This is a genomic window from Nocardiopsis kunsanensis DSM 44524, from assembly GCF_000340965.1.
In the GTDB taxonomy this organism is placed as follows: Bacteria; Actinomycetota; Actinomycetes; order Streptosporangiales; family Streptosporangiaceae; genus Nocardiopsis; species Nocardiopsis kunsanensis.
In genome coordinates this window covers 122,769-135,147 of the sequence record NZ_ANAY01000016.1, presented here as the reverse complement: position 1 = coordinate 135,147, position 12,379 = coordinate 122,769, and the positions used below count along the sequence as shown (strand labels likewise).

The window sequence follows — 12,379 nt, the reverse complement described above, 5'->3', positions numbered from 1 at the left end:
GTGCGGGGAAGTACACGCGGGCGGGCCCGTAGCGGAGCTCCGGTCAGTTGCGGAGTTCGCGCTTGAGGATCTTGCCGGTGGAGGTCATCGGCAGTTCGTCCCGGAACTCGATCTCCCGCGGGTACTTGTAGCCGGCCAGGCGCTCCTTCGCCCACGCCACCAGCTCGTCGGCCTCGATGGAGACCCCGGGCCGGCGGATCACGAACGCCTTGACCTCCTCGCCGTGGGTCTGGTGGGGGACACCGATGACGGCGGCCAGGCTGACCGCCTCGTGGGTCATGAGGACCTCCTCGATCTCCCGCGGGTAGACGTTGTAGCCGCCACGGATGATCATGTCCTTGGAGCGGTCGACGATGAAGTAGAACCCCTCCTCGTCGCGGCGCGCGATGTCGCCGGTGCGGAACCAGCCGTCCTTGATGATCTCGGCGTTGGTCTCGGGACGGTTGTGGTAACCCTTCATCACGCAGTGGCCGCGCACCGCGATCTCACCGACCTCGTCCTGCTCGTTCCAGTCGCCGTCGATGAGCTTGATCTCCACACCCCAGACGGGGCGGCCGATGGAACCGGTCTTGGCCTTGACCTTGGGGTTGTTGAACGAGACGACGGGGGAGGTCTCCGAGAGGCCGTACCCCTCCTTGATGCCGACCCCGAAGGTCTCGGTGAAGTCCTCGGCGAGCTGGGCGGGAAGGGCTGCGCCGCCCGAGACCGCGTCGACGAGGTTGTCCGCGATGCCTTCCAGACCGTAGGTGTTCGGCTCTGCCTCCTTCACGGCGTTGAGCAGGCCCCAGTACATGGTGGGCACACCGGCGAAGCTGGTCACGCTCTCCTTCTCCATGAGTCTGAGGGCCTCGTTGCCGTCGAAACGCGGCATGAGCACCATGGTCGCCCGGCGGTACAGGGCGGCGTTGAGCATCACCGTCTGCCCGAAGATGTGGAAGAGCGGCAGCACCGCCAGCGCCACGTCGCGTCCGTCCGGGTGCGCGTTGACCAGGTTCGCGGACCCGACGGCGTTCATCATGAGGTTGTGGTGCGAGAGCTCGGCGCCCTTGGGGCGGCCGGTGGTGCCGCTGGTGTAGATGATGACAGCGGTGTCGTCGGCCTCGGTGCGCACGCTCTCGAATTCCGCGGGCATGCTTTCGACGGCCTTCCACAGGGTCTCGGCGCCCTCGATCGTGGACTCGGTGGCACCGGGGGAGGCCGGCAGATCGATGTAGGTCTCGCAGGTGTCGACCTGCTGGAAGGCCTCGAACGCGTACTCGCCCAGCGGCAGCTCCGGCGATCCGGTGAAGGAGAAGAGCGCCTTGGCGCCGGAGTCCTCCAAGTGGTAGGCGATCTCGCGGGGGGTCAGGAGCACGTTGAGCGGCACGACGATCGCGCCGGCCTTCAGGGCGCCGTAGTAGACGAACGGGAAGTAGGGAAGGTTCGGGCTGGCCAGGGCCACCCGGTCGCCGGGGCGGACACCGCGGGAGACCAGCAGGTTGGCGACCTGGTTGGTGATCGCGTTCGTGAACGCGTAGTTCAGGCGCAGGTCGCCGAAGACCAGGCATTCCTTCTCGGGGACGTTGCGTGCGCCGTCCTCGAGCACGACGGACAGGTTGAGCATGGGGCCTCCCGCATTGCGTGACGGGCCAGGGTGTGGCCTCGGTCTCGTGTTCTGCACCACCTTTGCGGAAGAGTAACAAACCGGACGGTCGGTGTGGAGGGGACGCCGAGGTCGTGACCCCACCGATACCGGGCCCTGGTCAGCGGCGACCGGAGGCGCGGTCGGGTGTCAGGCCCTGCGGGGCCGGCGATCGGGGCTTGTCCACAGCGTGGGAATTCCTGTTCACGCTCCGAGCCACCAACCGCTAACCTGAAGGGGAGTACCACCGGCCCCGGCTAAGGAAACAACCAGCGATGACAGCGGTAGACGGCGACCAGACGGCGAGCGGCATCTACGACGCCCGCGCCCTCCAGGACAAATGGCAGGCGCGCTGGGCCGCCGAACTCCCGTTCACGGCCAGCGAGGACCCGGCCGACGAACGCCCCCGCTCCTTCATCGTCGACATGTTCGCCTACCCCTCCGGCGACCTGCACATGGGCCACGCGGAGGCCTTCGCCATCGGTGACGTGATCGGCCGTTACCGCTTCCAGCGCGGTGACAACGTCCTGCACCCCATCGGGTGGGACTCCTTCGGCCTACCCGCCGAGAACGCCGCCATCGAGCGCGACAGCCGCCCCGACGAGTGGACCTACGCCAACATCGAGACGCAGGCCGGCTCGTTCCAGCGTTACGGCGTGGGTGTGGACTGGAACCGCCGCATCCACACCAGCGACCCCGAGTACTACAAGTGGAACCAGTGGCTGTTCAACCGCTTCTTCGAGCGGGGCCTGGCCTACCGCAGGGACGGCCTGGTCAACTGGTGCCCCCAGGACCAGACCGTGCTGGCCAACGAACAGGTTGTCGCCGGCAAGTGCGAACGCTGCGGCTCCGACGTCGAGCGGCGCAGCCTCAACCAGTGGTACTTCAAGATCACCGAGTACGCCCAGCGCCTGCTGGACGACATGGACCAGATCGACAACGGCCGTTGGCCCGAGGAGATCCTGGCCATCCAGCGCAACTGGATCGGCCGCTCCACCGGCGCCGACGTCCGGTTCTCCATCGAAGGCCGCGACGAGCCCGTCACCGTCTACACCACCCGCCCCGACACCCTGTACGGGGCGACCTTCTTCGTCGTGGCCGCCGACGCGGACCTGGCCGACGAACTGTGCGCCCCCGAGCAGCGTGAGGCCTTCGAGGCCTACCGTTCCGACATCGCCAAGCTCTCCGACGTCGAGCGCCAGACCACCGAACGCCCCAAGACCGGTGTCTTCCTGGGCCGTTACGCGATCAACCCGGTCAACGGCGAGCGGATGCCGGTCTGGGCCGCCGACTACGTGCTGGCCGGATACGGCCACGGCGCCATCATGGCCGTGCCCGCACACGACCAGCGCGACCTCGACTTCGCCCTGGCCTTCGACCTGCCGGTGCGGGTGGTGGTCGAGACCGGTGAGCCCGACCCCGCCACGAGCGGCGTCGCCACCGCGGGGGAGGGCACCCTGCGCGCCTCCGGCCCCCTGGACGGGCTGGGCAAGGAAGAGGCGATCTCCCGCATCATCGAGGTGCTGGCCGAACGCGGTACCGGTGAGTCCACCGTCAACTTCCGCCTGCGCGACTGGCTGATCTCACGCCAGCGTTACTGGGGCACACCGATCCCGATCATCCATTGCCCCTCCTGCGGGCTGGTGCCCGTACCCGACGACCAGCTCCCGGTGACCCTGCCCGAGATGAAGGGGGCCGAGCTGGCGCCCAAGGGCATCTCGCCGCTGGCCGCGGCCAGGGACTGGGTCGAGGTCGACTGCCCCGACTGCGGCGGACCCGCCGAGCGCGACACCGACACCATGGACACCTTCGTCGACTCGTCCTGGTACCCGTGGCGCTACTGCTCGCCGCGCCTGGACACCGCGCCCTTCGACACCGGGACCGTCAACAAGTGGGGACCCGTCGACCACTACATCGGCGGCAAGGAGCACGCCACGCTCCACCTGCTGTACGCGCGCTTCTTCACCAAGGTGCTGCACGACATGGGCATGCTCGACTTCACCGAGCCTTTCGCCCGCCTGACCAATCAGGGCCAGGTGATCAACCAGGGCCGCGCGATGTCCAAGTCCCTGGGCAACGGGGTCGACCTGGGCGAACAGATCGACACCTACGGCGTCGACGCCGTCCGCCTGACCATGCTCTTCGCCAGCCCGCCCGAGGACGACGTCGACTGGGCGGACGTGTCGGTCGTGGCGGCCCAGAAGTTCCTCAACCGGGCCTTCAAGGTCATGGCCGAGGCCGGCCAGGGAACCCCGGTCGGCACGGACTTCTCGGCCGGGAACACCGACCTGCGCCGTGCCACCCACCGCACCATCGACCAGGTCAGTGCACTGGTCGAGGAGCGGCGCTTCAACGTCGCCATCGCCCGGTGCATGGAACTGGTCTCCGCTGCCCGCAAGGCCATCGACTCCGGCCCCGGCGCGAGCGACCCGGCCGTGCGTGAGGCTGCCGAGTTCATCGCCGTCGCCCTGTCCCTCTTCGCGCCTTACATCGCCGAGGAGGGTTGGGAGCGCATGGGCCACGTCGGCAGCGTCGCCATCGGCAACTGGCCCGAGGTCGACCCGGACCTGCTGGTGCAGGAATCGGTCACCTGCGTGGTCCAGGTGCAGAGCAAGGTGCGTGACAAGCTGTCCGTGGCGCCCGACATCGATGCCGAAGAGCTGGAGCGGCTCGCGCTGGCTTCGGAGAAGGCACAGAATTTCATCGGTGACAAGCAGATCCGCAAGGTGGTCGTGCGAGCACCGAAGCTGGTGAACATCGTCGTCGGCTGACCCCGAACGACCGATGGCGGCCGCGTGCCGGGTCAGTCCCGCACGCGGCCCCTCGTGGTCGGTCCGGCGATCGACAGGGAGGCGGTGACCGGTTGCGGGCAACCGGGACGGAAAACTGGACCCGAACCCTGCACTCACCCCGGGTGCGCTGGGGAGTCATCGGTGGTGCCGCGGCCGTGGTCTCGGCTGCAGCCATCGGTGTCGGGCTCTGGACCGCGAACGGTCCCCCCGACGAGCCCTACCCCGGCGACGTGTATGCGGCCGCACCCGGGTGTGAACTGGTGCCCGGCGAGCAGCTCGAGGCGCTCCTGGGGCAGGCGGTGAACGAGACCGACACGACCGGTCCCCTGAACGGGGGCGAACACACCTCCTGTGCCTGGACCACCCACGGCTCGGAAGAGGGCGGAACGCTCCGCGTGGGGTTGTCCGTACGGTTCACCGATGCTTCCGCAGACCCCCTCGTGACCGGGGAGGAACGGGCCGCCGAGTCACTCGCCGCGACCGTGCCGATGTCCGTGGAGGAGGCCGACCTGTCCGAGGGCGAGACCCGGGTCTGGTCCGGTCGCGTGCCCGGGACCGTCGAGCTCGCCCACCGGGTCGACAACCTCCTCGTCCGCATCTCCTACGCCGGCTACTCCGGCGACAGTCCTTCCGCGGACGAGGCCGAGGAAGAGGTCGTGGAGTTGGCCACCGGCCTCGGGGAGAGCCTGTGAGTACCTCCTACCCCGGCTCCGTCCCCGACGTCCAGCCCCAGAGCCGGGGATGCGCCGTCGTCGGGGTGGTGGCCGGTGCCCTGACCGTGCTCGCCGCGGCCGCGTTGACCGGGTGGTACGTGCTCGGGATCGGCTCCGACGACGGCGGGGAGTTCGAGGCGGCGCCCGAGTGCGCGCAGCTGCAGAACGCGGTCCTGGACGAACTCGTGCCTTCCCACGCGTTGGAGACCGAGGAACCGATCGGTGGGACCGAGGCAGCCTTCGGCTCCGGATGGCAGTGCCGCTGGGCCACGCCGGAAGGGACGGCGGTCACGGTGCCCGCGTTCGCCTCCGCGGTCGCCGTCGTCGCGCCCGAGCCGAGCGGCTCGGAGACCGCCGCGGGCACGTTTCGGGGCTCCTCCTCCGACCGGGAGACCCACGAGATCTCCGGGCTCGGGGACGAGGCGCTCGGCTGGACCGAGGAAGGCCCCTTCACCATCGGGTGCGTGGCCACGCGTGTGTCCAACCTGTACCTGGAGGCCTGCTACAGCGGCGCCGCGGACTACGAGGCGCAGCGTTCGGCCGACGAGCAGGAGATCGTGGAGGCTTCCGAGGAGCTCGCCGAGGCGTTCGTCGAGGCCCTCTGAACTGTCTTCCGTTCCTCCTCCGGTCCCGGGCACCGGTCCCGGAGCCGCGCTGCGCCCCGGGCCGCGGTCTCACCACACCCGGTCGAGGAAGGACTCCAGGGCAGGGGCCACGTCGGGGGAGAACGGCCGCTCCTCGTCCACGGCGGGCCGGGTCGAGTCGCCGTCCTGCTCCCGGAAGACGTGGTCGGTCCCGGGCAGGTCCACCCGTTCGACGGAACCGCCACCGTCGTCGAAACCGGTCATGAGCCCGTCGATCTCCTCCCGGGAGATCTGGGCGTCCTGTTCACCCCACAGCACGAGGGAGTGCGTGGCCCCGGGCAGGTCCGCGGCCAGCTCAGCAGGCACCAGTTCGTCCAGGAACGCCAACGTCTCGCGGTTGCTGGGGCCGTACAGGCCCGCCAGGGAAGGGGCCAACTCCTCGGGCATGGCCCGGTCCGCGCGCAGCGCGGCGCGGGCAGCACGTGCGTCCGACAGCAGGGTCCTGGCCTCGATCACGTCGAGGTTGCCCGTGGCCTCGGCGGTACGGACCTGTTCGGTGAGCTGGCGGTCGACAATGTCCAGGTAACGCTCCCCGGGGGGTGCTGCCAGCACCACGTCGGGGGAGGACCCGGGAACCAACTCGTGCATGCGCAGGGCGTACAAGGCACCTTCGCTGTGGCCCAGCACGAGGGTGCGTTCGGGGTCGACCTCGGGTTGGTCCACGAGGAATTCGTAAGCGGCGGCGGCCTGCTGGTCGAAGGCCTCCGGTTCCACCGGCTCCTCGGGGTCCCGGTCACCGATCCCGGTCTCACCGCTGCCGATCTTGTCATAACGCAGTGTCGCCACACCTGAGTCGGCGAGCAGCCGTGCGAAGTTGAGGTTGGTGTCGGCGTCGGGACGCAGGTCACTGTTGCCGTCGCGGTCGGTGGGGCCGCTCCCGGAGATGACGAGCGCCCCCGGCACCGCTTCGGCCTCGGGCCCGGGCAGTGTGAAGGTTCCGTGGAGTTCGTCCTGGCCGACGGTGAACTGAACCTCACGCTCCTGGCCGAGGCTCCCGGGCGGATCGGCCGACGCCTCGGACGGGGCGTCGGCGGGTGTGCATGCGGTGGTCAGCAGCAGAGCGGTGACCCCGCCGACGAACCAGGACAGAGAGGGCGTAGGTGTGGACACGGGACCCACGCTATCGCCTCAGACCCGGCGCACGACCGTGACCACCTTGCCCAGGATGGTGGCCTCGTCGCCGTGGATGGGCTCGTAGGCGTCATTGCGCGGCATGAGCCGGATGTGGCCGTCCTCGGTGCGGTTCAGCACCTTGACGGTGGCCTCGTCACCGAGGAGGGCAGCCACGATGTCGCCGTTCTCCGCGTCGGCCTGCTGGCGGACCACCACGAGGTCGCCGTCGGTGATGGCGGCGTCGGTCATGGAGTCGCCGACCACGGTCAGCATGTACAGGGAGCCCTCGCCCACGAGCCGCCGCGGCAAGGACAGCAGGTCCTCCACGGACTCCTCGGCGAGGATCGGCCCGCCTGCGGCGATACGCCCGACCAGAGGCACGGTCACCTGGTGCTCGTCCTCGCCCTCGGAGGAAGCCTCGTCACGGCGCCGGACCTCGACCGCGCGCGGCCGGTTCTGGTCACGGTGCAGGTATCCCTTGTTCTGGAGCACCTTGAGCTGATGGGCGACGCTGGAGGGGCTGGACAGCCCCACGGATTCTCCGATCTCTCTGATGGAGGGGGGAAAGCCACGGTCGCGCACGTAGCGCTGGATGCAGTTCAGGACGGCCTGCTGCCGGGCGGTCAGTCGCGGCGCGGGGTTCGTCTCCGCTTCGGAGTGCCTGTCCGCGGGTGCGGACCCGTTGCTGCTGTCCACGGCTGTGGGATGTTCCTCCGGCACGGCCGGGCCTCCTCGACTTGGGTCGGATCATTTCAAGATTAGTCGTTGCGCACAGTGATTTCAAACAAGCGTTCGATAACACTCGGGGTGATGGTCTCGGTCCTCGGTGAAGGGTGCGCACGCCTGTACACGTGTTTACCGGTTCGTGCGCGCGCGGGTGGGGCGAACGCGGGAAGAACTCGTTTTCCTTCGGTGTTGTGAGCGGGTGCCCGGTCCGGTGTGGGGTGTGTCTCCGGTCCTTTTCGAGAGCTCCGCAACACCTGTTGGGAGGGGGTTGTGGCGCGCCGCGCACGCTGGTCGGGGCGGTTTGCCGGGGCGCTGACGTTACCCTTGGAGGCCGGTGTCGGGCCGTCCCCGCAGGTCGACCGGAGTCCCCCCCCGTTCTCCCAGTTCAGAAGCTGCCCCGTGGGCAGTCGTGTCCCCGTGCGCGGAACACGCGACCGTCAGGGTTGCGGGAGTATCCGCCGGGGTCTAAGTTCGACCACAACATCTGGGGTGGCTCTGGTGGCCTCTGGCCCAGAAGTTGTGGTTTAGTGGACCCAAGGGGCGTCGTTCCGGGTGTGGGAAGCAGGTGTTTCGGGATGCATTGTCCGTTCTGCCGCCATCCAGACACTCGGGTGATCGACAGCAGGTCCGCCGACGAGGGTGCAGCCATCCGTCGTCGCCGTAACTGCCCCGTCTGTGAGCGCCGGTTCACCACGCAGGAGAACGTCCTGCTCATGGTTGCCAAACGCTCCGGGGTCACCGAACCTTTCAGTCGCACCAAGATCATCGCCGGGGTGCGACGTGCCTGCCAGGGGCGCCCCGTCTCGGAGGACGCTCTGGCCCAGCTCGGCCAACAGGTCGAAGAGGAGATCCGGGGCCGCGGCCTGGCCGAGGTGCCGGCCAACGAGATCGGCCTGGCGATCCTGGGGCCGATGCGCGACCTGGACGAAGTGGCCTACCTCCACTTCGCCAGCGTCTACCGCGGTTTCGAGAGCCTCGCCGACTTCGAGACCGAGATCGCCAGCCTCCGCGCGGACCGTGAGGTCGGGTCCGCGTCCGGCGACAGCACCACCGGGTAGTGCCACACTCGCCTCACCACCGGGTAGCGCCACACCCGCCTCGACACCATGGACGCCGCACGGCAACAACGACCGTGCCCACGAAGTATTCCGGGGAGACTCCGCAATGACGGAAACCACCAGCGGACCGACGGGACGCAAGGGCAAGGGGGGACGCAAGGGCCTGAAGATCAAGCGAGTCTTCACCACTGAGGGGACCCACCCCTACGACACTCTCGAATGGGAGCGTCGCGACGTCGTCATGACCAACTGGCGTGACGGCACGGTCAACTTCGAACAGCGCGGTGTGGAGTTCCCCGCCTCCTGGACGATGAACGCCACCCAGATCGTGGCCAGCAAGTACTTCCGCGGCGCCATGGGCACCCCCGAGCGGGAGTGGAGCCTCAAGCAGCTCATCGACCGTGTCGTCGGCGTCTACACCGCCACCGGCATCGAGCACGGCTACTTCGCCTCCGACGAGGACGCCGAGATCTTCGACCACGAGCTGAAGTACGCCCTGGCCCACCAGTTCTTCAGCTTCAACTCCCCCGTGTGGTTCAACGTCGGTACCACGTCCGCGCAGCAGGTCAGCGCGTGCTTCATCCTGTCGGTGGACGACACGATGGAGTCGATCCTCGACTGGTACAAGGAAGAGGGGATCATCTTCAAGGGCGGATCCGGCGCGGGGGTGAACCTGTCCCGTATCCGCTCCAGCAGGGAGCTGCTCTCCTCCGGCGGTACCGCCTCCGGCCCCGTCTCCTTCATGCGCGGCGCCGACGCCTCCGCCGGCACCATCAAGTCCGGCGGTGCCACCCGGCGGGCCGCAAAGATGGTCGTGCTCGACGTCGACCACCCCGACATCGAGGAGTTCGTCGAGACCAAGTCCCGCGAGGAGCACAAGATCCGTGCCCTGCGCGACGCAGGGTTCGACGTCGACCTGGGCGGCTCCGACATGTTCAGCGTCCAGTACCAGAACGCCAACAACTCGGTGCGGGTCTCCGATGCGTTCATGCGCGCGGTCGAGAGCGACTCGGAGTTCGGTCTGACCTCCCGGACCAGCGGCGAGGTCGTGGCCACCGTCGACTCCAGGAGCCTGTTCAACCGGATGGCCCAGTCCGCCTGGGAGTGCGCCGACCCCGGGATCCAGTACGACGGCACCATCCAGGACTGGCACACCAACCCCGAGACGGGCCGGATCTCCGCCTCCAACCCGTGTTCGGAGTACATGTCCCTGGACGACTCCTCCTGCAACCTGGCCTCGATCAACCTGCTGAAGTTCCTCCGGCACGACGACACCTTCGACGTCGAGGCCTTCACCAAGCTGACCGAACTGGTCATCACGGCGATGGACATCTCCATCACCTTCGCCGACTTCCCCACACAGAAGATCGGCGAGACCACCCGCGCCTACCGTCAGCTCGGCATCGGTTACGCCAACCTCGGTGCCCTGCTCATGGCGACCGGGCACGCCTACGACTCCGACGGCGGTCGTGCGGTCGCCGGCTCCATCACCTCGTTGATGACCGGTGCCGCATACCGCCGCAGCGCCGAGATGGCCGGTGTCGTGGGTACCTATGACGGTTACAAGCGCAACGAGCAGGCCCACAAGCGGGTCATGCGCAAGCACGCCGCCGCCAACGACGACCTCGCCACCGTGGGCACCCTGGAGCGTCCGATCCACGCCGCAGCCACCCGTGAGTGGGCGGACTGCCTCAAGATCGGCGAACGCAACGGCTGGCGTAACGCGCAGGCCAGCCTGCTGGCCCCCACCGGCACCATCGGCTTCATGATGGACTGCGACACCACCGGCATCGAGCCGGACTTCTCGCTGGTCAAGTTCAAGAAGCTGGTCGGCGGCGGCTCCATGCAGATCGTCAACCAGGCCATCCCGCGCGCCCTGACCAACCTCGGTTACCAGAACGAGCAGATCGAGGCGATCGTGGAGTACGTGTCCGAGCACGGCCACGTCATCGACGCCCCCGGCCTGCGCCCGGAGCACTACGAGGTCTTCGACTGCGCGATGGGCCGCCGCTACATCGAGCCCATGGGCCACGTGCGCATGATGGCCGCCGCCCAGCCCTTCCTGTCCGGCGCCATCTCCAAGACGGTGAACGTGCCGGAGGAAGCCACGGTCGCCGACTTCGAGCACATCTACTTCCAGGGCTGGAAGCTGGGCCTGAAGGCACTCGCGGTCTACCGGGACAACTGCAAGGTCGGCCAGCCGCTCTCCACCGGCAAGAACGAGGAGAAGGAGAAGGAGGAGCCGCAGGTCGTGGAGGTTCCGCGGCCGGTGCGCCGCCGCCTGCCGAAGAAGCGACCGAGCGAGACCACGTCCTTCTCCGTGGGCGGTGCCGAGGGCTACATCACCGCCGGCTCCTACCCGGACGACGGTCTGGGCGAGGTCTTCCTCAAGCTCGGCAAGCAGGGCTCGACCCTGGCCGGGGTCATGGACGCCTTCTCCATCGCCATCTCCATCGCGCTCCAGTACGGGGTCCCGCTGGAGACCTACGTGGAGAAGTTCACGAACATGCGGTTCGACCCGGCCGGCATGACCGACGACCCGGACATCCGGATGGCCCAGTCGGTGGTGGACTACATCTTCCGTCGTCTGGCCCTGGACCACCTGCCCTACGACGAGCGCGCCGCGCTGGGTGTGTTCTCGGCCGCCGAGCGCCAGGCCCAGCTCAACGGGGAGGATCCTGCGCAGCTCGCCGCGCAGGTGGAGTCCGACGCCCAGTCGGCCGCTCCCTCGCAGGGGGCCGCCGCGTCCGGGACGAGCTCCGAGCAGAGCACCGAGGAGGAGCGCCCGAAGGCCGGCGCGGAGGTCGGTTCCTCGGAGGGGTTCATGGCCGACGCCCCCCTGTGCATCACGTGCGGCACCAAGATGCGCCCGTCCGGTAGCTGCTACGCCTGCGAGGGCTGCGGAGCCACCAGCGGCTGCAGCTGATCGCTCGCCGGGGCACCCGCGTGACGCGGGTGCCCCGGACCGCGCACCGAGGGGACCGGTCCGAGCTCGCCCGGATGAGCAAGGACGAGGCGGTGGCGAGCCTTCACAGGTGCTGGAGGGCAGCTGAATCGCTGGTACCGGAGCGGGACCGGCGTCGGGCAGACGGCCGTTGCCCTTCCTCTCGTTCTCCCGTCCGGGCTCCCGACCGGGGAGTCCTGGTGCGCGCGGGTCCACGGTCGGCCGGGCCGGAGGCGGACAACCCCTTTGCGTCCGCATGCCACCAGTGGAAGGGGTCCCCCATACTGATCGCCGCGATCCCCCGGGCCGAGGGCACGGAGGCGGTGAGCGTGGCACCTGGGAACACTGTGGCCGGTCTGCTCATCGCACTCGACCGGCGCGGACTCAGGAACCGTCGCGTCCGCCCGAGGCCACGGCCACGGCGGCGGTCGCGGCGGTCATGCTGAGGACGGCGGGCCAGGAACCGATCTTCTTCGCCAGCGGATGCGACAGGCCGAAGGCCGCCACGTAGGTGCCGGTCACAGCGACGGCGGCGCCCGCACCGGCACGGCGCCGGATCGCCTCGAAGGCGGCAGCGCCGAAGGCCGCGAGCACCACACCGCCCAAGGGCCGGTTCCCGGTGGCACGGGCGGTCGAGTAACCCCCGATGAGGCCTGCGGTGGTCAGGGCTGCACTGGATACTGCGGGCATCGGTCTTCTCCTCGTGGCCGGGGATGCGACCTTCACGGTCGTCACATTCCGACGTTAACGGGATGCTCCCAGGGCTCT

General features: G+C 68.7%; 9 protein-coding genes. 5 read left to right on the top strand and 4 right to left on the bottom strand.

The window, feature by feature from the left end; genetic code table 11:
- Window positions 1-43: 43 nt before the first annotated feature.
- A complete protein-coding gene (locus D456_RS0112965) occupies window positions 44-1,603 on the bottom strand; it encodes a long-chain-fatty-acid--CoA ligase (RefSeq protein WP_017576609.1) in 1,560 nt (519 codons plus the stop codon).
- A 293-nt stretch (window positions 1,604-1,896) separates the two neighbouring features.
- On the opposite strand from D456_RS0112965, the gene leuS reads away from it, so the two are divergent.
- From leuS to D456_RS0112950, 3 genes are all read left to right on the top strand, one after another.
- Window positions 1,897-4,392 (top strand): leucine--tRNA ligase, encoded by a 2,496-nt coding sequence (gene leuS, locus D456_RS0112960; RefSeq protein WP_017576608.1) that lies wholly within the window; start codon window positions 1,897-1,899, stop codon window positions 4,390-4,392.
- Window positions 4,393-4,535: 143 nt separating this feature from the next.
- Window positions 4,536-5,105, top strand: coding sequence for a hypothetical protein (locus tag D456_RS0112955; protein ID WP_017576607.1), 570 nt, complete (start codon window positions 4,536-4,538; stop codon window positions 5,103-5,105).
- Entirely contained in the window at window positions 5,102-5,731 is a 630-nt protein-coding gene (locus D456_RS0112950; protein ID WP_017576606.1) for a hypothetical protein, read from the top strand. The genes D456_RS0112955 and D456_RS0112950 overlap by 4 nt, the downstream gene beginning before the upstream one ends.
- Before the next feature lie 69 nt (window positions 5,732-5,800).
- On the opposite strand, the gene D456_RS0112945 is transcribed toward D456_RS0112950, so the two are convergent.
- Together D456_RS0112945 and lexA are read right to left on the bottom strand one after the other, a co-directional pair.
- Window positions 5,801-6,889, bottom strand: a complete 1,089-nt coding sequence (locus tag D456_RS0112945; protein ID WP_017576605.1) for an alpha/beta hydrolase family protein — start codon at window positions 6,887-6,889, stop codon at window positions 5,801-5,803.
- Window positions 6,890-6,898: 9 nt separating this feature from the next.
- Window positions 6,899-7,603: a transcriptional repressor LexA gene (gene lexA / locus D456_RS0112940; RefSeq protein WP_017576604.1), complete on the bottom strand. Its 705-nt coding sequence runs from the start codon at window positions 7,601-7,603 to the stop codon at window positions 6,899-6,901.
- Between the two features lie 581 nt (window positions 7,604-8,184).
- On the opposite strand from lexA, the gene nrdR reads away from it, so the two are divergent.
- Window positions 8,185-8,667: a transcriptional regulator NrdR gene (gene nrdR / locus D456_RS0112935; protein WP_026115817.1), complete on the top strand. Its 483-nt coding sequence runs from the start codon at window positions 8,185-8,187 to the stop codon at window positions 8,665-8,667.
- A 106-nt stretch (window positions 8,668-8,773) separates the two neighbouring features.
- On the top strand, window positions 8,774-11,593 hold the full coding sequence (locus D456_RS0112930) for a vitamin B12-dependent ribonucleotide reductase (RefSeq protein WP_017576602.1): 2,820 nt from the start codon (window positions 8,774-8,776) through the stop codon (window positions 11,591-11,593).
- A gap of 402 nt (window positions 11,594-11,995) precedes the next feature.
- Here D456_RS0112930 and D456_RS0112925 read toward each other — a convergent pair whose 3' ends face one another.
- On the bottom strand, window positions 11,996-12,301 hold the full coding sequence (locus D456_RS0112925) for a hypothetical protein (protein WP_017576601.1): 306 nt from the start codon (window positions 12,299-12,301) through the stop codon (window positions 11,996-11,998).
- Window positions 12,302-12,379: the final 78 nt, after the last annotated feature.

What these genes read in the sequence shown, in the direction of transcription:
- D456_RS0112965 (WP_017576609.1), bottom strand. Translation starts at nt 1,603, where the DNA reads ATGCTCAACCTGTCCGTCGTGCTCGAGGACGGCGCACGCAACGTCCCC.
- leuS (WP_017576608.1), top strand. Translation starts at nt 1,897, where the DNA reads ATGACAGCGGTAGACGGCGACCAGACGGCGAGCGGCATCTACGACGCC.
- nrdR (WP_026115817.1), top strand. Translation starts at nt 8,185, where the DNA reads ATGCATTGTCCGTTCTGCCGCCATCCAGACACTCGGGTGATCGACAGC.
- D456_RS0112930 (WP_017576602.1), top strand. Translation starts at nt 8,774, where the DNA reads ATGACGGAAACCACCAGCGGACCGACGGGACGCAAGGGCAAGGGGGGA.
- D456_RS0112925 (WP_017576601.1), bottom strand. Translation starts at nt 12,301, where the DNA reads ATGCCCGCAGTATCCAGTGCAGCCCTGACCACCGCAGGCCTCATCGGG.